The organism is Fibrella aquatilis (assembly GCF_017353255.1).
Lineage (GTDB): Bacteria > Bacteroidota > Bacteroidia > Cytophagales > Spirosomataceae > Fibrella > Fibrella aquatilis.
In genome coordinates this window covers 91,876-114,631 of the sequence record NZ_JAFMYU010000002.1, presented here as the reverse complement: position 1 = coordinate 114,631, position 22,756 = coordinate 91,876, and the positions used below count along the sequence as shown (strand labels likewise).

Annotated in this window: 18 protein-coding genes; 14 read left to right on the top strand and 4 right to left on the bottom strand. The window is 54.7% G+C overall.

What is annotated here, in order from left to right:
- Positions 1-23 precede the first annotated feature (23 nt).
- Positions 24-1,226: a PQQ-dependent sugar dehydrogenase gene (locus J2I48_RS02795; protein WP_207333870.1), complete on the bottom strand. Its 1,203-nt coding sequence runs from the start codon at positions 1,224-1,226 to the stop codon at positions 24-26.
- Between the two features lie 227 nt (positions 1,227-1,453).
- Between J2I48_RS02795 and epsC the strand changes: the two genes are divergently transcribed.
- A complete protein-coding gene (epsC, locus tag J2I48_RS02790; protein ID WP_207333869.1) occupies positions 1,454-2,269 on the top strand; it encodes a serine O-acetyltransferase EpsC in 816 nt (271 codons plus the stop codon).
- A 56-nt stretch (positions 2,270-2,325) separates the two neighbouring features.
- A complete protein-coding gene (locus J2I48_RS02785) occupies positions 2,326-2,508 on the top strand; it encodes a hypothetical protein (RefSeq protein ID WP_207333868.1) in 183 nt (60 codons plus the stop codon).
- A 450-nt stretch (positions 2,509-2,958) separates the two neighbouring features.
- Here J2I48_RS02785 and J2I48_RS02780 read toward each other — a convergent pair whose 3' ends face one another.
- The gene (locus J2I48_RS02780; RefSeq protein ID WP_207334144.1) at positions 2,959-4,890 is read right to left on the bottom strand and encodes a KUP/HAK/KT family potassium transporter; all 1,932 of its coding nucleotides are present in this window, start codon (positions 4,888-4,890) and stop codon (positions 2,959-2,961) included.
- A gap of 471 nt (positions 4,891-5,361) precedes the next feature.
- On the opposite strand from J2I48_RS02780, the gene J2I48_RS28615 reads away from it, so the two are divergent.
- From J2I48_RS28615 to J2I48_RS02720, 12 genes are all read left to right on the top strand, one after another.
- Entirely contained in the window at positions 5,362-5,442 is an 81-nt protein-coding gene (locus J2I48_RS28615) for a potassium-transporting ATPase subunit F (protein WP_207334143.1), read from the top strand.
- A 40-nt stretch (positions 5,443-5,482) separates the two neighbouring features.
- Positions 5,483-7,198 carry a potassium-transporting ATPase subunit KdpA gene (gene kdpA, locus J2I48_RS02770; protein WP_207333867.1) on the top strand — a complete coding sequence of 572 codons (1,716 nt, stop codon included), beginning with the start codon at positions 5,483-5,485 and terminating at the stop codon, positions 7,196-7,198.
- A gap of 165 nt (positions 7,199-7,363) precedes the next feature.
- Positions 7,364-9,454, top strand: coding sequence for a potassium-transporting ATPase subunit KdpB (kdpB, locus tag J2I48_RS02765; protein WP_207333866.1), 2,091 nt, complete (start codon positions 7,364-7,366; stop codon positions 9,452-9,454).
- A gap of 84 nt (positions 9,455-9,538) precedes the next feature.
- Positions 9,539-10,102, top strand: a complete 564-nt coding sequence (locus tag J2I48_RS02760) for a K(+)-transporting ATPase subunit C (protein ID WP_207333865.1) — start codon at positions 9,539-9,541, stop codon at positions 10,100-10,102.
- A gap of 100 nt (positions 10,103-10,202) precedes the next feature.
- Positions 10,203-11,342: a porin gene (locus J2I48_RS02755; RefSeq protein ID WP_207333864.1), complete on the top strand. Its 1,140-nt coding sequence runs from the start codon at positions 10,203-10,205 to the stop codon at positions 11,340-11,342.
- A gap of 69 nt (positions 11,343-11,411) precedes the next feature.
- On the top strand, positions 11,412-12,536 hold the full coding sequence (locus J2I48_RS02750; RefSeq protein WP_207333863.1) for a sensor protein KdpD: 1,125 nt from the start codon (positions 11,412-11,414) through the stop codon (positions 12,534-12,536).
- Positions 12,533-12,973 carry a hypothetical protein gene (locus J2I48_RS02745; RefSeq protein ID WP_207333862.1) on the top strand — a complete coding sequence of 147 codons (441 nt, stop codon included), beginning with the start codon at positions 12,533-12,535 and terminating at the stop codon, positions 12,971-12,973. The genes J2I48_RS02750 and J2I48_RS02745 overlap by 4 nt, the downstream gene beginning before the upstream one ends.
- Positions 12,974-12,986: 13 nt before the next feature.
- Positions 12,987-14,774, top strand: a complete 1,788-nt coding sequence (locus J2I48_RS02740) for a HAMP domain-containing sensor histidine kinase (RefSeq protein WP_207333861.1) — start codon at positions 12,987-12,989, stop codon at positions 14,772-14,774.
- Between the two features lie 260 nt (positions 14,775-15,034).
- Positions 15,035-16,093: a PorP/SprF family type IX secretion system membrane protein gene (locus J2I48_RS02735; protein ID WP_207333860.1), complete on the top strand. Its 1,059-nt coding sequence runs from the start codon at positions 15,035-15,037 to the stop codon at positions 16,091-16,093.
- Positions 16,094-16,129: 36 nt separating this feature from the next.
- Complete coding sequence (locus tag J2I48_RS02730) at positions 16,130-19,567, top strand: PKD domain-containing protein (protein ID WP_207333859.1); 3,438 nt, start codon at positions 16,130-16,132, stop codon at positions 19,565-19,567.
- A 204-nt stretch (positions 19,568-19,771) separates the two neighbouring features.
- A complete protein-coding gene (locus J2I48_RS02725; RefSeq protein ID WP_207333858.1) occupies positions 19,772-20,728 on the top strand; it encodes a hypothetical protein in 957 nt (318 codons plus the stop codon).
- Positions 20,729-20,748: 20 nt separating this feature from the next.
- Complete coding sequence (locus J2I48_RS02720) at positions 20,749-21,075, top strand: hypothetical protein (protein WP_207333857.1); 327 nt, start codon at positions 20,749-20,751, stop codon at positions 21,073-21,075.
- A gap of 25 nt (positions 21,076-21,100) precedes the next feature.
- On the opposite strand, the gene J2I48_RS02715 is transcribed toward J2I48_RS02720, so the two are convergent.
- Together J2I48_RS02715 and J2I48_RS02710 are read right to left on the bottom strand one after the other, a co-directional pair.
- Complete coding sequence (locus tag J2I48_RS02715; protein ID WP_207333856.1) at positions 21,101-21,547, bottom strand: hypothetical protein; 447 nt, start codon at positions 21,545-21,547, stop codon at positions 21,101-21,103.
- Positions 21,548-21,660: 113 nt separating this feature from the next.
- Positions 21,661-22,707: an AAA family ATPase gene (locus tag J2I48_RS02710; RefSeq protein WP_207333855.1), complete on the bottom strand. Its 1,047-nt coding sequence runs from the start codon at positions 22,705-22,707 to the stop codon at positions 21,661-21,663.
- Between the last annotated feature and the right edge of the window lie 49 nt (positions 22,708-22,756).

Genomic DNA, 22,756 nt, shown 5'->3' with positions numbered 1-22,756 from the left:
ACTTAACACAGCGGTCTCCTCCCCTACTTCACGAGTTTCAAAATCTTGCCTTCGGCATGGTCGCAGAGGTAGACCTCGCCAATGCGGTCTTCCCCAAATGATGAGATTGTGCCCGCCCGGTCGATGAGTGTCTGGTTGGTAGCCTTGTTGGAGCCCGTTGGCGTGAGTGCCCACACGCGCCCGCTTACGTAGTCGGCGAAGATATATTTGTTTGCCAACTCAGGCAGAGCTTTTCCTTCATAGACCACACCACCCGTAATCGACAGGTCGCCGTTGGCGTGGCTGTATTCGTGGATGGGGCCGATGAGCGGGTCGGCGGCTTTTTCAGTGGGCTTATAGCCATCGAGTGCTTCGCGGATGCGCCAGCCGTAATTGCCGCCTTTCGTAACCACGTCTACTTCTTCGAGCTTGTTCTGCCCCACGTCGCCTACCCAAAGCTGACCCTTTTTGTCGAAGCTAAACCGCCAGGGGTTGCGCAGGCCGTAGGCGTATATTTCCTCGCGGAAGCCCTCGCCGTTGCCTACATATGGGTTGTCTTTTGGAATGCCGTAATTGCCCTTATCGGTGCCGTTGACGTCGATTCGGAGCATTTTCCCCAACAGCGATGTCCGGTTTTGGGCGTTATTTTGCGGGTCGCCACCGCTGCCGCCGTCGCCGGTGCTGATGTACAGATAGCCGTCTGGCCCGAACATGGTGCCGCCCCCGTTATGGTTAGCATACGGTTGGCGGAAGGTGAGCAGAATTGTTTCCGTAGCCGGGTCTATCTGCGTGGCGTTGGCCGACGGGGCTTTAAACCGGCTGATTACCGTTTCGCGCGGGTGGCCGTTACCCTCGCGGGTGTAATTGACGTATAAGAAGCCGTTTTGCTTAAAATTCGGGTGGAATGCCAAGCCCAACAAGCCCATTTCGCCTCCGTAGGCCACTTTGTTTTTGATGTCGAGGTACGTAGTAGCGTTGCTGGCATTGGTAGCCTGATCGACCACTTTAATACGGCCCGCCTGTTCCAGCACAAACATGCGGTTGGTGCCATCGGGTGCGTACGTGTACAACACCGGTGCGTCGAAGTTGAGGCTGGGATGGGCATTGACCACCCGCACCGTAGCGGCCGCGTTGACCGGGTTGATGTTAGGCGCTTGTTCGGTGGCACACGCCCACGCTACCAAGAAGGAGAAGCAGGATGTAGCTGCCAGCGAATAAAGCAGGGTTAATACGGTCTTGTAAAGCATAGTTGTATGAAGTTGCTGGCGTTAATAGTCAGTGGCCAGCGTCCAAAATCTGTTGTTTACTGGTCAACAAGGCAAAAGGCGCACCAATACGCCCCGCCGAACTATTTGGTACTCCTTTTGTTCGGAAATTACCTGAGACACGGTACTTTGCTCACCTAACCAACAACCATTGCTTTTCAGGGGTGTTGGCAGAATGCCCCACATTGGGGAACGCATCACTCACGCACATGGCCACCCCGCTTATTCAGTTTCTCAACCAACTCGCCGCCCAACAGGGTACGTATCAGTATCGACTGCCGTCGCGCCCCGATGCCGGGCAGTTTATTGATCAGCTCATGCGGCTGCTGTTTCCCGTTACGCAGGACTGCCAGTCGGCCACGGCCAATGTGGGCGAAACCTACCAGCGGCTCAATAATCAGTTGCTGTGTTTGCTGCGGCCCCTGCAACCCAACCTGAGCACCCTGCCTGAAGCTGTCGCGCTCCGCTTTTTCGACGCCCTGCCCGCTATCCACGCCGACCTGCTGCTCGATGCCCGCGCCATTGCCGACAATGACCCCGCCGCCATCAGTCTGGAAGAGGTCATTGCCGTGTATCCCGGTTTTTACGCCATTGCCGTGTATCGCATTGCCCATGTACTACTGCAAATCGACGTGCCCCTGCTGCCCCGGATGCTGACCGAATATGCGCACGGCCACACCGGCATCGACATTCACCCCGGCGCACAAATTGGCCCCTCGTTTTTCATCGACCATGGCACGGGTGTCGTCATCGGCGAAACGACGATCATTGGCGAGAATGTTCGGGTTTACCAGGGCGTTACGCTCGGCGCTACCCACGTGGCCAAGACCCTGGCGCAGAGAAAACGTCATCCTACCATTGAAGACAACGTCATCATCTACGCCAACGCCACCATCCTGGGTGGGCATACGGTAGTGGGACACGATTCGGTTATTGGCGGCAACGTATGGCTCACCGAAAGCGTGGAGCCGTATTCGCTGGTCTATCACCAGAGCAAGATCGAGGTGAAGCCCATTTTGCAGTAACCTGCTATCCCGTAGGGATTGATCGGTAGATTGGTTATCCAGTAAACGAACAACTCATGGCAACCAGAACCCTAAAAAAACCGGCTCCTTTATTGGTACAGGGCCGTAATGCTACTGGCAAAGTGATCGAAGGCATTATTCCCGCTGGTACGCTATCGCAGGAAGATCCCGGCCTAACCATTCAGCGAATACTGTCCAAGCGCAAGGGCTTGGTGCCTACCCCAGTTGAGCCGCAATGAACGGCCCAACCTCCGATTCGTTTGTTTTGGTGGATACCGACGTGATGAGCCGGTATTTTTTAGGTAAACCTCAAATTACCCAGGCATACGCAGCGTTGACCGCTTAGGCTACGCCAGTAATTACCGGCAGCGTTTATATTGAGTTAATGCAATGGCTCATTAAGGCACGGGGACGAACTACCCAACCCCTGACCAAATCAGAGTTTGATCAGCTTCGTCATCAGCTCGACAGGTATATCCAGCTTAATCATAGCGACTGCATGGACCTAGCTCTTGCCGCTTGTCGATTATACCCTGACACGGGTTTAGGTGATTGTTTCACCATTGGCGTGGGCTTATTTTTCGATGTGCCCGTCTTCACGCTGAACCAGAAACATTTTGAACGTATACCTAGCATTCGGTTATACAAGCCTGCTAACTACACTATGCTGGAGAGAGATTAGACTAGACCTACGCCTCTTCTTCGCGCCTTACCCGTTTCAATCGGACGAACTCGGCGGGGCGGACCACTAGGGGGACTTGCTCGGTCTGCACGTTTTGGGTGTCGAGGCCATAGGCGCGCTCGTCGGCCAGGCTCAGGCGCTTAAGGCCGAAGTAGCCATTCATCACGAAGGTGTCCATGGCAGCCAGGTCGTTTTCGTACGACAGAAACCGGTTGATGACCACAAACCGGAAATCGCCGATGAAGTCGGGGGTGGCACCGAGGGGGCGGTACTTGGGTTTCAGCGTGACTTCGCGGCAACGTACCAGTTCTTCTACCACCTTGCGGAACAGCAGATTAATGCGCGGTTGCACCCGGAACCCCAACCGGAACGTGATGCGCACCACCTCTTCAGGGTCCAGAATATCCACGCTGTACTCGGTCGTATATGGGTCATCTACGAGTTCGATATGGATAAACCAATAGACGTCGGCACGTTTGGGCATGCCACCCAGAATCGAGTTAATAATCTGTTCTTCAATTTGTTGCACACGCGGCGAGGCCGTCAGGTACACCAGGTTGGTGGCGTATTTGGGCGTGGTTTCGTCGTTGCTTAGCTGCCGCAGGATGGGCAGGTAGTCGGGCAGGCTGACGAACGTTGTGAGGCGGCGTTTGATGCGGCTGCCGTTATACCAGACCAGCATGACAGTGAGCATAATCAGCCCCAGCAGTAGCGACACCCAGCCGCCATGCGTGAATTTGCGGAGGTTGGCCACCAGAAAACTGCCCTCTATACACAGGTATAACACAATGAGGACCAGCACTGCCAGGCCGTTCACGTGCTTTTTGGCGTAGAGATACATGCCCAGCAAAATAGTGGTGGTGAGCATGGTCAGGTTTACCGACAGGCCAAACGCCGCCTCCATGTTTTTCGACTCGCGGAAGTACAGCACCACGCCAAAACAGCCTGCCATCAGCAACCAGTTGAACGCCGGAATGTAGACCTGCCCCCGCGCATTGGACGGAAACACAATCCGCATTTTGGGCAGCAGCGTGAGCCGGAAGGCTTCAGACACCAGCGTAAATGTGCCGCTAATGAGCGCCTGCGAGGCAATGATGGTAGCCAGCGTGGCAATGCCAATGGCGGGCAGCATGAACCAGGCAGGCACCAGCCCGAAAAACGAGTTGAGGTCGCCCAGGGGCTTGCCGGTATGGTCGAGGAGCCAGGCAGCCTGCCCCAGATAGCAGAGAATGAGGCAGATTTTGACGTAAAACCACGACACCTGCACGTTGCGCCGACCCACGTGGCCCATGTCTGAATACAGGGCTTCGGCACCCGTTGAGCAAAGAAATACGCCTCCCAGCAGCCAGAAACCATCGGAGTAGTTCACGATCATGTCGTAGGCAAACATAGGATTCAGCGCACGGATCACGCCGGGGTTCTGCGCCACCTGCACCGCGCCCATCAGGCCGATCATGGTAAACCAGACACCCATGATGGGGCCAAAGGCCTTGCCCAGCTTGTCGGTACCCATTTGCTGCGCGGCAAAGAGCAGCAACAGAATAAAGAGCACAATAGGCACCGTGGGGAGGTTGGGATACAGCGGCAGCAGCCCCTCAATGGCCGAGGCCACCGAAATAGGCGGGGTAATGATGCTGTCGGCAATAAGGAAGCTGCCCCCCGCAATAGCCGGAAACAAGAGCCATTTGCCATACCGCCTGATGAGCGTATAGAGTGAGAAGATGCCGCCCTCACCGTTGTTATCGGCGCGGAGGGTGAGCAGCACGTATTTGAGGGTGGTCTGAAAGGTCAGCGTCCAAAAAATAGCCGACACGCCCCCCAGGGCCAGGGTTTCGTCGACGACTCGGTCTTCAATGATGGCGCGGTAGGTATACAGCGGTGAGGTGCCAATGTCGCCAAAAACGATGCCCACGGCCACGAGTAGGCCCGCCGCCGTCATGCGGTCAATGTTATGCTTGCTCAAAGTAAATAATTGTTTTTCAAGGAGTTATTGTGTTGCTGACGCGCTTGGCTTCGCGCTTGTGGCCGGAACGCCGGACCGCAACCAATTTTCCCTTTCCGGAAAATCGTGCCAACGTCGAAATAACTAGGAACAGGGCAGAATTAACGCTGCATTTTTTCAAAATGGAAAAGAAACCTTTCCAAAACGACAAAACGGAAAGTGTGGCTAACGTATGGGCAACACGGATTATCAATACAACTGTCTGTTAATCAATAACTTGATCAGATGTCTTGACATATCTAGCTTGTCTGGACCATTTTTTGGCATAATCCCCTCGGAATCAATTCACCTAATCAACCAAATCAAATGGGCACCACCCTGCTCCTGCTTCTCTCGGCATTTCTCTGCTTCGCCGCTTTCTACAAAGCCATTGAATGGTTCGAGAAAGTCTAAATACACCATGCAACCATGCTGCTTATCCTGTTTGTCGCCTCGCTCCTGGTCTTCGCCTATATGCTTTATGTGCTGATCAACCCGGAGAAATTTTAATCTACGAGTCATTCAGTGGTCATTGAATGACCCCATTATCATGAATACAGAATTTATTGGCGTTGTGGTCACGTACCTGATCACCCTGCTGCTGGCTATTCCACTGGGGAAGCTGGTGGGCAAGATTTTCAGGGGTGAACCCAACGCGCTCGATTTTATGGCTCCGCTGGAGCGGCTGATTTTCCGGCTTGGCGGTGTTGACCCTAAGCAGGAGATGACCTGGAAACAGAACCTGGTGGCCCTGCTGACCATCAATGCAGTTTGGTTTGTGTATGCCTTCGTGCTGCTTCTAACCCAGGCGGGCTTGCCCCTCAACCCCGATGGCAACCCCAACATGACGCCCGACCAGGCCTTCAATACGGCCATCAGTTTCATGGTCAACTGCGATTTGCAGCACTATTCGGGCGAGTCGGGGCTGACTTACCTAACGCAGACGGTAGTGATTAATTTCCTCATGTTCGTGTCGGCGGCTACGGGCATGGCGGCTCTCATGCTGATTGTACGGTCGTTTTTGCCCGAGAAGACAACCCTGTCGGGTAACTTCTACGTGTATTTCACGAAGGCTATTGCCCGCATTTTGCTGCCCGGTTCACTCATTATCGCTGCTATTCTGGCGTTTAATGGTACGCCTGCCAGCTTCGAGGGGAAAGATCAGTTTATCTCGATGCAGGGCGACACCGTCAACGTGTCGCGCGGACCGGCGGCTGGCCTGATTGCCATCAAACACCTGGGCACCAACGGCGGGGGCTATTTCGGGGCTAACTCAGCGCACCCGCTCGAAAATCCTAACTACGTCACCAACATGGTTGAGCTGATTGGGCAGGTGATGCTGCCCATTATTATGCTCTTCGCCCTGGGCTACCTCATCAACCGCAAACGCTTTGCCTGGACCGTTTTTGGCGTAATGACTACCGGCTTTTTGTTACTGGTCACGCCCACCTTAATGACCGAGTTTCATGGCAACCCGGCTATTGCCCACCTCGGCGTGGTGCAGCCAACGGGAGCTATGGAAGGCAAAGAAGTCAGGTTTGGGGTGTTGTCGTCGGCCTACTGGAGCATCGCTACCACCGTTATCTCAACGGGTTCGGTCAACTCCATGCACGACTCAAGCATGGCGCTGTCGGGGTCGATGCAACTGCTGGGCATGATGACCAACGCCTTTTACGGCGGCTGTGGCGTGGGTTTTCTGAACTACTACTACTACCTCATCATTGCCGTCTTTATTTCGGGGCTGATGGTGGGCCGCACGCCGGAACTGTTTGGCCGGAAAGTAGAAGCACGGGAAATCAAGATTGCCTCACTGGTGGCCTTGCTGAGCACGTTGCTCGTGAAGGGCGGCACGGCCATTGCCTCGTGGATCATTGTTAACTACCCAAACGCCGAGTGGTCAGTGAAACCAACGGCCTGGCTGAATAACCCCGGTAGCCACGGGTTCTCGGAAATGCTCTACGAGTTCACGTCGGCTAACGCCAACAACGGGTCAGGTTTTGAAGGACTGGGCGACGGTAACTTCTTCTGGAACTTCAGCACGGGCATCGTCATGCTGTTGGGGCGGTTTATTCCCATCATCGGTCCAGTGGCCATTGCTGGCCTGCTGGCCGACAAAAAGTACGTGCCCGAAAGTGCCGGTACGCTGGCCACCGACACGCCCACGTTTGGCCTGATGACCTTTGCCGTTATCATTATCATCACTGCGCTGTCGTTCTTCCCCGCCCTCGCGCTGGGTCCGCTGGCCGAATATTTTTCATTGAAATAGAAGAAGAGGTTTTGACAGGATTATCAGGATTGCAGCGGTCCGCCGCGCGGGATGGACAGGATTTTTCTATTTGTTCTGGAGAAAGGAAAAAATCCTGTCCATCCCGCGCGGCGGACCGCTGAAATCCTGATAATCCTGTCAAAAACCCTTTTTTCAAACATACACATGGCTCAACAATCCTCACCGTCGCTCTTCCAGTCTGACCTGGTCGGGACGGCCATAAAACAATCCTTCGCCAAGCTGAACCCCGTTCAGCTGGTGAAAAACCCGGTCATGTTTACCGTCGAAATTGGCACGGTGATCATGCTGTTCGTAACGGTTTATGTTGCACTTTCGGGCGACAAAACGCAGGGGTCTTTAGGCTACAATATTGTGATCACGGCCATTTTACTGCTAACGGTGTTGTTTGCCAATTTCGCCGAGGCCATTGCCGAAGCGCGGGGTAAAGCGCAGGCCGAATCGCTGCGGAAAACCCGGCAGGAAACGCCCGCCAAGAAGGTAGCAGTGGGCAGTAGCAATGGGCAGAAAAATGATGACCAGATCGTCACCATCTCGTCGGCGCAACTCGTGAAAGGCGACGTTTTTCTCTGCGAAGCAGGCGACATTATCCCGTCCGACGGCGAGATTATCGAAGGCCTCGCCACCATCGACGAGTCGGCCATTACGGGCGAATCGGCCCCGGTAATTCGGGAAGCGGGCGGCGACAAATCATCGGTGACGGGCGGTACGAAAGTGCTGTCTGACCGCATTAAAGTGCAGGTGACTACCCAGCCCGGCGAATCGTTTCTCGACAAGATGATTGCGCTGGTGGAAGGGGCTTCGCGGCAGAAAACGCCCAACGAAATTGCCCTCACGATCCTGCTGGCGGGTTTTACGCTTATTTTCATCATCGTCTGCGTGGCCCTGAAACCCTTTGCCGACTATGCCAACGCGCCTATCACTATTGCGGCCCTGATCGCCTTGTTTGTGTGCCTGATTCCCACCACCATTGGCGGGCTGCTGTCGGCCATCGGTATTGCGGGAATGGACCGCGCCCTGCGGGCCAACGTCATTGCCAAGTCGGGCCGGGCGGTAGAAACGGCGGGCGACATCGACGTGCTGCTGCTGGACAAAACCGGTACGATCACGATTGGTAATCGCAAAGCTACCAACTTCTACGCCGCCCCCGGTGTATCGCAGGCCGACATGATTCGGGCGTCGGCGCTGAGTTCATTGGCCGATGAAACCCCCGAAGGCAAGTCGATTGTAGAACTGGCCCGCAGTGGAGACTGGGGTGCCGACGTGACGCGTGGGCTGAGCACGGAAGGGGCCACGATGATCAAGTTCACGGCCGAAACCCGCTCGTCGGGCATTGATCTGGCCGCTCGCAACGGCGAACCGGGGCAGCGCATTCGTAAAGGCGCTACCGATTCGATTCGGACCATTGTGGAGCGGGCAGGCAACCACTTTCCTCCCGAAACCGAAACGCAGGCCAAAGCTATTGCCGCTAACGGGGGAACGCCGCTAGTAGTGATTGACAATGAGCGCGTTATGGGCGTGGTAGAGTTGCAGGACATTATCAAGCCCGGCATTGCCGAACGTTTTGATCGGCTCCGCAAAATGGGCGTAAAAACGGTGATGGTCACGGGCGACAACCCCCTGACGGCCAAGTTCATTGCCGAGAAAGCGGGTGTGGATGATTTCATTGCCGAAGCCAAACCGGAAGACAAGATGCAGTATATCCGCACCGAACAAACCGGAGGCAAGCTCGTGGCCATGATGGGCGACGGCACTAACGACGCCCCCGCCCTGGCCCAGGCCGACGTGGGTGTAGCGATGAACTCGGGTACACAGGCCGCTAAAGAAGCGGGCAACATGGTTGACCTCGACAACGACCCGACCAAACTGATTGAGGTGGTCGAGATTGGTAAGCAGTTGCTCATCACACGGGGTACGCTCACCACATTCTCTATTGCCAACGACGTGGCCAAGTATTTCGCCATTGTGCCGGCCCTGTTTGTGATGTCTATTCCGTCGCTACAGGCCCTGAATATCATGCGGTTGCACAGCGCGGAGTCGGCCATTTTGTCGGCGGTAATTTTCAACGCGATCATCATTCCAATGCTCATTCCGCTGGCTCTAACCGGCGTTGAATACAAGCCCATTGGAGCCTCGGCCCTGCTGCGCCGCAACCTGCTCATCTACGGCGTAGGTGGCCTGGTAGCTCCCTTCATTGGCATCAAATTGATTGATCTGCTGGTGGGGTTGTTTGTGTAAAAAGACGTTAGACTCTGGACGTTGGACATTGGATATTCTCGCTGAAGTCCAGGGTCCAACGTCCATCATCCAGTATCCTTTCCAATGAAAACTCACATATCTCCGGCCATTCGGCTCACCCTGGTGATGCTTGTTTTGGTGGCTGTTATTTACCCGCTGGTGGTGCTGGGCATTGCCAAATTAGCCCCCGGTGGCGGTTCGGGCGAAAAAGTAGTGGTCAACGGCAAAGTCGTTGGCTACGCGCTGATCGGCCAGAAATTCACCGAAGATCGGTATTTCAACTCGCGGCCATCGGCGGTGGAGTACAATGCTGCCGGGTCGGCGGGGTCGAACAAAGGGCCGAGCAATCCCGACTACCTGAAGGTGGTACAGGCGCGTATCGACACGTTTATGGTGCATAACCCTGGCGTACAAAAAGTCGATATCCCCGCTGAACTGGTCACGGCGTCCGGCTCCGGTCTCGACCCTGACCTGTCGCCCGCCGCTGCCAACATACAGGTGGCCCGCATTGCCAAAGTGCGCGGCATTGCTGCCGAGCGGCTCAACCAACTCGTGGCCGAACACACCAAAGGACCGCTGCTGGGCTTATTTGGGCCTTCGACGGTTAATGTATTAAAACTGAACGTGGCGCTGGATGCGCTGAAATAAACCTATAAGCGGTCCGCCGCTGCGGGTTGAAGAAAACCTTATAGGTTGCCCCGGCGTAGCCACTGTATTTCAACCTATAAGGTCTACTTTCTCAACAACAATGAAAACACTATTTACTGCCCTGGCAATGGCCTCGGCATCCTACGCATCGCTGGCCCAAACCACCGACACTACTGCGGTGTCGGCACCGACGCAAGCTGCCACGCAGGCCGTTCCTGGCAGTGACCTGACCATTACGGGCTACATCGAAGCCTACTATTCGCACGACTTCTCACTGGCGAAAACCACGCAGGAGCGGCCCGGCTTTTTGTACAACCACCGTCGCAACCGCGAGGTCAACGTGAACCTGGCGTTTATCAAAGCCGCCTACGTCAATGACCGCATCCGGGGCAATCTGGCGCTGCAAGTGGGTAACTACGCGCAGTATAACTATGCTGCCGAGCAGCCCCTGAGCCGGAATATTTTTGAAGCTAACGCGGGTGTGAAACTCTCGAAAAACCGCGATCTGTGGCTCGACGCGGGCATCTTCGCCTCGCATATTGGCTTCGAAAGCGCCATATCGAAAGACTGCTGGACGCTCACCCGCAGTATCCTGGCCGAAAACTCGCCTTATTATCTGTCGGGGGCCAAAGTGACTTACAACACTACCAACGGCAAATGGACGCTGCTGGGATCGGTGGTCAACGGCTGGCAGCATATCAAGAAGCTCGACGGCTACACCGGCCCGTCGCTGAGTACGCAGGTGCAGTATCGCCCCTCGGGCAACTTGACCCTGAACTGGAGCAGCTTCCTGGGCAGTGACCGCCCCGATTCGCTGAAGCAGACGCGCTTTTTTAACAATTTCTACGCCATCATTAACCCAGCCGGTCGGTTTGGTGTGATCCTCGGCTTCGACATCGGCTCGGACCAAAAACCCGTTGTTCGCACCGGCTCCGATGTGCGGGTAGACGGCGGCGGCAACTACGTATGGTATTCGCCGGTGGTCATTGCCCGCTACAAAACGTCCGACCAAAGCTACGTCAACGGCCGTGTAGAATATTACGACGACAAGGCCGGCACGCTCATCGGCATCCCCGGTTTCCAGACCATGGGCTACTCACTGGGCTACAACTACGCCATCCTGCCAACTGCCCTGCTCCGGCTGGAAGGCAAAGTCTACGACAGCAAAGCACCATTGGCTACGTTTGAAAACAAGCGCGTAAATGCTTCATTGACAACGAGTTTGGCTGTATCGTTTTAATGTACAAAGCCTAATGTACAATGTATAATGAACAATGTACATTAAGCAGCCATCGTACATTCTCTTCCCATGACACCCAACGACCAAAATGCTGACCGGTTTCTGGCCCTCATCCGCGAGTCGCGGCGGGGGAAGTTTAAGGTATACATCGGCATGAGCGCGGGGGTGGGCAAGTCATACCGGATGTTGCAGGAAGCCCACAGCCTGCTGCGCAACGGGGTTGACGTGACAATTGGGTTTATTGAAACCCACAAACGGGCTGAAACAGAAGCGCTCGTGGCGGGCCTGCCCATGATTCCCCGGCGGACGCTGTTCTACAAGGGCCGCCAACTGGCCGAAATGGACGTGCAGGCCATCATCAATACCCACCCCGAACTGGTGATTGTGGATGAACTAGCCCACACAAACATCCCCGGCTCGAAAAATGAAAAACGGTGGCAGGACGTCATCGAAATCCTCGACGCGGGCATCAACGTCATCTCGGCGGTCAACATTCAGCACATTGAAAGCCTGTATGACGACGTAAAAAAGATCACCAATATCGACGTCACCGAGCGCGTACCCGACCGCGTGCTGCAACTCGCCGACGAAGTAGTCAACATCGACCTCACCGCCGACGAGCTGATAACGCGCCTGAAAGAAGGCAAGATCTACGACCCGGCCAAGGTGCAAACCGCGCTGGCTAATTTTTTTCAGGCCGACAAAATTCTGCAACTCAGGGAGTTGGCCTTGAAGGAAGTAGCCGGGCAGGTAGAGCGCAAAGTAGACATGGCCTTGCCACAGGCGGGACCGCCGCGTAATGAGCGGTTTATGGCGGCCATCAGCAGCAGCCACGAAACAGCCCGGCGTGTGATCCGGAAAACGGCCCGGCTGGCCAGCTACTATAACTCGCGCTGGTTTGTCCTCTACGTGCAGCCCCCCAGCGAAAGCCCCGACCGCATCCGGCTCGACCTACAGCGACACCTGATCAACAACTTCAAACTGGCTACCGAACTAGGGGCCGAGGTGGTTCAGACCAAAGGCGACAATATTGTTGATTGCATAATGGCTGAGGTGGAAAACCGGAAAATAACCACCGTCTGCATTGGCAAACCACACTTTAGCCTGATTCAGATTATTGTGCGCACCAACGCGTTCAACCGGCTGCTGAATAAACTCTCTGACTCAGACGTAGACCTGATCATCCTGTCATGACATGCTTCGAACTAAACGATGCCATCGCGCATCTGTACGCTACGCTGCGGGCACCGCAACAAATAGACGGGCACGTTTGGTACACAACCGACCCCCATTTGCAGGCTTTTGAACGGCGGGTGAACCAGATGAAACGGTACGAAGTCCCGGTGGAAGACATCAACTACCTGTTTATGAACAACTGCGACTCGGTGCAGAGCGCAAAATATTACCTGCCCCGCGCTTTAGAGTTGATTGCCAATGGGGAGCGATTTATTAACGAATTTATGCTGTCGATGAAAGTGCAACAGGCCGGGTTTCAGCAGTGGCCCGATGCCGAGCGGCAGGCAGTTGTCCGGGTGCTGCTGGCCATGAAGTCACTGGCACCGGGTACACACCTCGACAACATACTGAAGGAATTTAGCTGGGCACTGCCCGCGTCTACCGACTCACCCTGACACCAACTCAACGATGAACCTACAAGCCAAAATAGCCTCAGCCCTGGCGTTTCTATTCGCCATTATCCTGCTTCTGGGTGGCCTGGGAGCCTATTACCTCAATCAACTGTCGAACGACTCGCAGGCAATTTTAACAGACAACTACGACTCGCTCGAATACGGCAGCAACATGCAGAAGACTCTGGCCGACGCTCAGGCCAAGCCCGACAGCGATGCCTACGGTGAATTTGAAAGGAACCTGACAAAAGAACAGGCCAACATCACCGAAGTGGGTGAAGGATCCGAAGTAGCGGCCATTCGGCGGGAGTTCAACCGGCTGCGCGCCCTGTCCCCCACCGACCCCAGCCGCGAAACCACCATCGGCCGCATCCGGGCGGGGTTATTCCGTATTGACGACATCAACCGGCACGCCATTGTGCGAAAAAACGAAGTAGCCAAACGCACGGCCAAAGACGCGCTGGTGTGGCTGGCTGCGGTGGGAACGCTGTGCTTCCTGATCGTGCTGTCGTTTATCATCAACTTCCCCGCCTACATTGCCCGCCCCCTCCGTGAACTAACCGAGGGCATCAAACAAGTAGCCAGCCACAATTTCGAAGAGCGGCTGCACTTTAAATCGAGCGACGAGTTTGGCGAACTGGCCCGATCGTTCAACAGCATGGCCCAGAAACTCGACGAGTTCGAGCACTCGAACATCGCCCGGATTTTGTTTGAGAAAAAGCGCATCGACACGCTCATTCAGGTCATGTCTGACGGTATCATCGGGCTGGATCAGAACCGGTATGTGCTGTTTGTGAATCAGGTGGCCAGTCGGTTGCTGGGGTTGTCGGAGGCCGATTTGCTGGGAAAATATGCCCCCGACGTAGCCACGCACAACGACCTCATGCGCACACTGATTCAGGATGTGACGGTTCAGTCGGTTGGGCCAACGGCCATTCCACAGGGTACCCCGCCTACGACCGGCATGGAACCAAGTTTGCTGAAAATTTATGACGGCGACAAGGAAAGCTACTTCACCCGCCAGACCCAGCCCGTAGACATCACCCGCACCGGCGACACCCAGACCGTACGGGCGGGGTACGTGATTGTGCTCAAAAATATCACGTCCTACAAAGAACTGGATCAGGCCAAAACCAACTTCATCGCCACGGTATCGCACGAGCTGAAAACGCCCATCTCAAGCATCAAGATGAGCCTGAAACTACTTGACGATCAACGCGTTGGTCAACTAAATCCCGAACAGAAAAGCCTGATTGCCAACGTCCGCGGCGACGCCGACCGGCTACTGAGCATCACGGGCGAGTTGCTCAACATGGCGCAGGTGGAATCGGGGCAGATACAGTTGAACCTCCAGCCCGTAGCCCCCACCGATATTATCAGCTATGCCGTAAACGCCCTGCGCGTTACGGCGTCGCAGCGCCATATCGACCTGCGCACCAACCTGCCTGCCACGCTCCCCGACGTCCGCACCGACCCCGATAAGGCCTCGTGGGTGCTGATCAATTTTCTGTCGAACGCCGTCCGGCATTCGCCCGATGAGGGGCGCATCGAGGTGTCGGCAAAAACCACCGAACAGGGGGTCGAGTTCCGGGTGCGGGACCACGGCGCGGGCATCCGCCCCGAACACCGCGACCGCATTTTCGACCGGTATTTCCGCGCGCCCGGCTCCAGCGGTCAACCCAGCGGTACAGGCCTGGGGCTGGCCATTTCGGGTGAATTTATCCAGAGCATGAACGGCCAAATCGGCCTCGACACCACCGTCACCGACGGGGCCGCGTTTTGGTTTACCCTGCCGCGGGCGTAGGAAGGAAGTTTTCTGTTTACCGTCTTCTGCTGCGGTCTGGCGACACGGCAGCTATAGGCCTGAAATGGCAGTTACCCCTATTCTACTAATCGTTTGATCAACAGTTTGCCCCCTGTCTTTTATCCGAAAACTACCGCTTAATAAAGTCGCAGTCGATTTAATGCGGCTACGCCCGGTAAGCTTGTTGGCTGGTGCTACATTTCTAGGAGAGCGTTTTTTCGAAGCCGCTTCTGCCCCTTTTTATACCACACCACTTAACGATGCCCCTTTTGTACCGCCTCGGCTGTCTCTGCCTGTTTGGCCTCAACGCCTATGCGCAGGACCCGCAGTTTTCGCAATATTATGCCCTGCCGCTTTACCTCAATCCGGCTTATGCGGGCTACGGCAACGGCATCCGGGCCAACGCCATTTACCGAAACCAGTGGCGGGACCTGGGGCAGTATAACACCTTCGCCGCCTCGGCCGACGTGCCTTATGCTTGCGGCAGGCTCAAGTTGGGGGGCGGCGTGTTGCTGATGAACGACCGGCAAAGCAGCACCGTTGAGACCCTCAATGGCGGTATTACGCTGGTGCCGGCCGTTCTGGAAGGCGACCAGTATTCGGCCCGGCTGGGGGTATATCTGGGGGCTGGGCAACGCAGCTACCGCCGCGATGGCCTCACGTTTATGGATCAGCTGACCACCACCGGTACGCTTAACCCCACGCAGGACCCCTTCGCCACAGCCAGCCTCTCCAGGGCGTTTTTCGACGTGGGCGTAGGTGGCCTGATCGACTTCAGCTTCACCGATTCGGATGAGGACGACAAAGATGCCAGTAAGTACGGCGACATGGACTGGATTGGCATATCGGTGTCGCACATCAACCAGCCGCGTATCGAGATGGGGGCTGGCGTACCCACCTACCGGCTGCCCATGCACATCAGCCTGCACGCAGGGTCGCGGCTGGGTTTTGGGGCGTGGAGCGTAACGCCACTGGCCAATTTCAGAATGCAGGGCAGCCTGCGTCAGCTCGACTTTGGCGTGTATACGGGCTATTACCAGTTTGTGCTGGGGCTGCTTTACCGGGGTGTACCCCTTTCCCGGCAGTTGGTTGGCCAGCCCACGCAAGATGCCCTGGTAGCCCTGGTGGGCATTCAGAGTAATGGCTTTTCGGTGGGCTTCAGCTACGATGCCACCATCTCCGGGCTGACGGGCTACACGGGCAATTCGTTCGAGTTCAGCCTCCGGCTTCGCCTCACCGACTTTATTCCGGGTTGCCCGGACGGGAAAGGAAAGCCCAACGGGAAAGGAGCCAGAAAACAACTCAGCTGCCCTCAATAGCGTGATAGTAAATGTATTATTCCATCCAAACCACCTATGAACGCAACCACTACCCGCTTACTTATTGCCCTGACACTGCTCTTGTTTGGCAGTTGTGCTGCCTGGGCGCAGCAGCAGCTTGAAATCAACATCAAGGTAGTACAGCAGCGTTTTTGCGTGCCGCAGGGGGTCAAGAAAGCAAAGGCGTCTATTCAGATCAACGTGCCCGCCGGTAACTGCGACGTAGAGCAGATGGAGATTGACTGGAACGATAATTTACCCGCCGAGAAGTTCAGCGTCGTCATTCCGCGTTCAACTAAAGACACGTCGTTCATCAAAGACCACGAGTATGACCTGCCCGACTGCATGTACGATAAACGGTACACAATTCTGCTGACGTCGACTTTCAAAGCGGCCTGTAACAAGTCCCCAAATCTAGCGCCGGGCATCATCCTGTTCACCAACCCGCCCAAAGCTACCGTTCAGCTAAACCGTAACCCCGCCTGCGTTAATCAGGAGGTGACATTCGGCGTAGATTTTTGCCCGGCAAAGGATGTCACATATTCTATTGACTACGGCGATGGCAAGTCGGGCAAAGAGTTGACCCATACTTACGACAAAATCGGCAGTTACACGGCAACGATTCTGGCTTCCAACGTCTGCAATGTGGGCGCACCCACCAGAACACCCGTGCCGGTGAGCATTATCGATCAGGCAGTGGCCAAAATCGGGCCTGATTCCGGCCGGGTGGTGGCCGTTCGGCTCGACTCGTCGTTCATCTGTTTCGACGGCGGAGGCATCATCCGGCTCGACGGCATTGGCTCTATCAACGCCCGCGACTACGAATGGACCATTACGCCCGCCGTTGAGTACCTCGAAAAAACCAACTACAATTCACCCAACCCGAAGATTAGGTTTGTCAAACCGGGCAACTACGTCGTTACCCTGCGCGTGAAAAATGCCTGTGGGCAGTGGAGTGTGCCCGTAACCTGCAAACACATTGTGGAAGACATACCGGTGCTCAAACTAAGCACGCCCGCCCCTGCCTGCACCGATTTCACCTACCGGCCCGTGCCGTTCGACAAAACGGCGACCTACACTATTAACGGCAAACTGCTGCCCGCTTCGGGCGACACCCTCCTGAAAGTGACCAACACCCCTTACGTTGTGGTAGTAGAAGGTCGGCTAAACAACCTGTGCGGCAACGTGCCCACCAGCGTGTCGTTCACCGTTGGCAGCGCACAGGCCGCCCGCATCCTCTCGCCGGGGCGCGACACCACCCTCTGCGCCAACACCGCCGACCTGCCCCTACTCACCGACTTCACCGACGGCAAGTGGGATCCTGCGGATGGACTCGTGCAGCGCGGCACGGCCTATTTTTTTTCGCCCAAAACCACGGGCACCTTTCCCCTACGCTACCAGCGCGGCGTGGGTGCCTGCCAGCGATCCTCTACCGTAACCATCAACGTAACGGGCGTGGCCGTCACAGCCGACAGCAAAGCTGCCTGCCAGTCTGAAACCGTAGTGAAGCTCACGGGTACGCCTGCGGGTGGGTTGTGGAGCACGTCGGCCAACTGCCCCAGCTGCATCCGCAACGACAGTCTGTTTCTGTCGCGCCTGTTGCCTACCCAAACTACGTTGCCGCTGATCTACACCGTGCAGGGTAGCAGCGGCTGTAGTGCCACCGCCACGGCCACTGTAACGGTGGGGCAGCCGGTGGCTAGTTTCAGTATCAGTGGGGGGTGCAGCGACAAAAACGTCAGCGTTGTTAACACGTCTACGGGGGCGTCGGCGTTTCGGTGGCTGGTCAACGGAGCAGAGGTAGCCACCACAGCCACACCAACGCTAAAACTGCCCGCCGGTAGCGCACAGGTGACCCTGATAGCGAATGCCGGCAGTTGCAGCGCCACCACCACCAAAACCCTGACAACCCTGCCCGTTCCCGAAAAAGCCATTCTCACGCCCAGTTCGCAGACGGTCTGTTCGCCACTGCCCATCACGTTTGCCGTGAGCGGTACGGCTCAAAGCGGTGTGAGCTACAACTGGGACTTTGGCAACCAAACCAAAAGCACTGCCTACCAGCCTGGCCCTCAGACGTTTGTTAACACCAGCCGACAGCCACAGGACTATATGGTGAGGCTGGAGGGAATCAACGCCTGCGGCAGTTTCACCAGCACCGCCGCCGTAACGATCCTGCCCAACGCCAAAGCCGAAATCGGGGTCAACAGCAGTACAGTGCTCTGCCCACCCACCAGCCTGACGTTCTCCAACCGGTCTACCGGCTTCCAGGGCAACGCCACCTGGACCTTCGGCGACAGCAACACGGCAGTAGTGAGTTTGGCGGCGGTGCTCACCCACGAATACGCCTCGCCCACCAGCAAACAGGTGTATCTCGTCAGGCTCGACATCAACGGCACCTGTGGCCCCTCCAGCGACACCGTCCGCATCACGGTGCTGCCCAACTCGGTGACGGTGCTGTCTGAGATCAGCCGCACTACCATCTGCCCCGGCGAAACGGTCCGGTTCAAAGACTCCTCAACGCCCAAACCCGCGCGGGTGCAGTGGGCCATAAACGGCAACCTGCTCGACGGCCCCATTGTAGATTATGCGGGCTTCAGCCAGCCAGGCACGACCTACAAAATAACGCAGACCGTCTATCCCGAATGCGGCGGGTACATGGCTAAAGACTTGACAATCAAAACAGACACCATCCCAACGGGTAATTTCAGCTACCCGGCCGTAGCCTGCCCCGGCGAGACGGTAACCCTCCGAAACCTGTCGAACCAGGCGTACCGCTTTCGCTGGAATTTCGGCGACGGCTCCCCCATCGATTCGACTTATTTTTCGCCGACCCACGCCTTTGCGGCGGGCGGCAACGCCTATCCGGTCACGATGACCATTGTGGGGTTCCCTATAGCCTGCACCAGCGCCGTATCGCATTCAGTCAACGTGCGTGAGCGGGCCAAAGCGGTTTTTAGTCTGGCCAACAACGGCCTTGTCTGCTCCGACACGCTGGTGTCACTGCTGGATCAGTCGCAGCGCGCGACAACCTGGCAGTGGTACGCCAACACTGTGCTGGTGTCTACGGCCCAAAACCCGCAGATTCGGCTGCGGCAGGGGGCATACGACATCAAACTACGGGTAAGCAACAACGGTATCTGCCCTGACTCGGTGCTGCGGCAGGACGTGGTGCGGGTCGACACCTGTGCGCTCTACACCGCCAACGTGTTCACACCCGACGGCAACAACACCAGCGACTTTTTCAATGTCTACGGCAGCAATGTGACCATGGTTCGGGAGTTGCGCGTGTTTAGCCGTTGGGGAAGCGAGGTCTACGTAGGCAGAGACCTAAGGCCTAATCGACAAACGGAAGGGTGGGACGGCCAACAGAACGGGCAAGCCCTGCCGCCCGGCAATTACGTGTATGAGGTACTGGTAGAATTTATAGGCGGCACCGTCAGAAAACAGCGCGGCGTTGTAACCCTGCTCCGCTGATACTGTGTGTTCTAATTTTGTCTTACCCCGAATTGGCCAAACGACCTGACACCACCCTGTAAAGACCGCTTTAACCGCATCACTTTCACAAAACTCCAGCCCGACACAGCTCAGAAAGCACTCCCAAACAGGCAGCTACACAAGATTGACACGCGCCCCACAGACTATGCTTCGTTTTACGAATTAAGACTAATATCTTGGGGTATGATTCCGTCTCTACGAATACCAGGCTATCTATTGCTGTTTGGCGTTTGGCTCACCCCACTGGCCTGCCAGCGAGCCTACAAGGCACCTATCGAGTCGTTGCAGAAAAGCACGGCGGCCGCTACATCGGCTATCAGTACGTACTACAACGCCCTGAACCAGTATGAGCGCGATCTGTATTTTCTGACGCTGCTGCTCAATCCTGGTCAACGGGTGGAGGAGGTTGATGCCCAGGGGAAAGAGACCGCCCTGATGGCCGATGCCTTCGACCCCGCCGCCGTGCAGGCCCGTGTTGCGCTACTGGCGCAGTTGGCCCTCTATGCCGATAACCTGTCGGCGCTGGCGGGCAACGAAGCCCCCAAGCAACTACGCACCAGTATGGCCGCGCTGGGCAGTAGCCTGGGGGCTATCCAGACCACCTTCGCCGAGTTGCAGCACCAACGCGCCGACGAGCAGGCAGCAGCCTATATTTCACCCATCGGCACCCTGATTGGCATCGTTGGTGAAGCTGCCCTCACCAACCAGCGCGACAGGGCTGTGCGCCAGGCTATTTTTCAAGGCGAAGCTCCCATTAATCAGTTACTCGATTTCCTGACCAAAGACCTGGACCGGTACGTGTATTTAGCGCAAAAAACGGGCGATGATCAAAAGCTAACGCAGCTTATGGTAGCCTATAATAACCTGGCCAACCGCAAAGCCATGCCCTATGAGGAGCTAAAAAAACGCCTCACCGAAATTCAGCGTGCCGCCGAACAACTGCGCCTGACCCGCGCCAACCGCCCGTCTGACGTGCTGCGATCGTTAAAAAAATCACATGCGGCGTTAGTGGGCGTGGCCAAACAAACGCACACGTTCGAGCAGTTTCGGACCACGGTGCTCGCCTACGAAACTCAGGTGGACACCTTCCTGAAAGCCGCCCAGCGCATCAACGAACTCCGCAAAGCAGACCATCCTTAAACAGTTTACTGTTTTCTCCGATGAAGAAGATTGATACCGAACAGTTGGCCGGGTCGGCGCAGAAGAGCTTTTCGCTGGCCCGCGATGGTCGCCTTACTGCAACTCAGCAGACCAACATGCTCACGCAGGGTATGCGCCTGCGGGCATCGCTCATCAGCGCTCTCTCCGCCGAATTCGCTGACAGCGTAAAACAGGTTGACGAAGCCAATCAGCAGCTTACGGCCCTCAACGGCTGGCTCACCGAAACCAATACCGCCATCACCCACATCGCCGACACGATCAAACAAGCCGCCGCCGCCGCCTCACTAGTCGAGAAGCTATTGAAGAAGGCTGTATCAATATTATGAGAAACGGCAGTAGATAAGGGCTACTTTATTCGCAGTAAATCTGGGTTTGGTCAATAATGTAAGCTAGGTCCGCCTGGTATGGATTATCTTTCAGGTAGGTAATCCAGAATTTTAGAACAGCTACAGCAGGCGGATTTATTCTATTTAACTCTTTAAAAAGGCTGTAGAACTTAGAGGCATGTACGTCTACTTTATCTTCTTTAGATGTTTTAGTGATATCACACAGGCCCTCAAGGGTATTAGGCAGATCAAAATTCAATAAAGATAGACCCGCAATAGTCGTTGCATTCATTACCCATCTTTCCATTGCTGGTCGGATAATGATCAGGTAATGATTGGCCTGTCTATGCTTGAAAAGCTGAAGCACAGTAGGCAACTCGGTCACAAGTTGACATTCGTTCAAATAATTCAGGATTTTCTTATCCTTATCAATTATCCCAAGCGCAAAATCTCCTTTGAACTTAGTTTTCATGGTTTTTTCTACATTAGAACAACCATGCTGGTGATTATATCGATTTTTAGACGGCAACAGCGATTTGACCAATCGGGTATCAATATAGCACTCCGGAATTATATGCTGCTCCATTAGTCGAGGTAGGCTTCCCCGTTAAAAAACAGGTCCATTCCATACTTATAAACCTCTCGTATCTCATCTGTCGACAACCCTTTCACAACCGTCTGTCCATCTTTAAAATCAACCATGAATATGCCTAAATCATCTATAGCCTCCGTTAAAAACTGCTCAACGATGAGTGGACTGTGCGTAACAATAAACGTTTGATTTGACTTCGATTTAATGACTTCTTGCGTAAATTCAGAAATGTAAGGTGGGTACGCGTGTGCTTCGGGTTCTTCAAACAATAGGACCGAATTCTCATTTGATGCAACAGCCGTCTTATAAAAAATCATCCGCTGAAGCGTGTCAGCGATGGAAGTATAAGGTAACTGGAACACTTCACCGTTACTTTTATCTTTCTGAATTTTCAGAGATTGAGTAGTTGCGTCAAGCACTAATTGTAAACCATATTGCTTAAACCAGTTCACATATATTTGCCTGAGTTCAGGTATGAGTTGAAGAACATACAATAAATTATTACCAAAGGGAGGTTGTAGAAATGGCCATTTTTTTATCTTACCGTCTTTATTAATTTTAAAAAAATATGGTTTGATTGTGCTAAATGAAAATTTTTCTGTATTTTTTCTTAACAAAAATGATTCATTATCGACCATAATAGTAAATTCGTATTCGTCTAAAATTTTGACATGATTGCCTTGGATAATTTGATGATTATATTCTATGTGAAAATCAATCAAAGAATCAAATTTGTTATAAGAAATGTTACAACTGTTGATGTGACCATCCCGTGTACCAGCAAATATAAAAGCGCCTTCTTGAACATGTTGTGCCTCAAAAAATATCTCAAACTGACTTTCTACCCTAACTACTTCATTGAATTTTATGTCGCTTTCAAAAATATATGGCAACGAAAGTACAGACATTGCCTCAAGCAGATTCGACTTACCTACATTTGGTCGGCCAATAAACAGGTTAATACGCTTGAAGCCGGTTAGCTTCAATTCCCTGATGGATTTGAAATTGCGGATTTCGAGGTGGTCGATGAAATGATCCATGTGGCGGATGTAGTGATTCAGCTAAGGTCAAAATAAACCTATAAGGTCT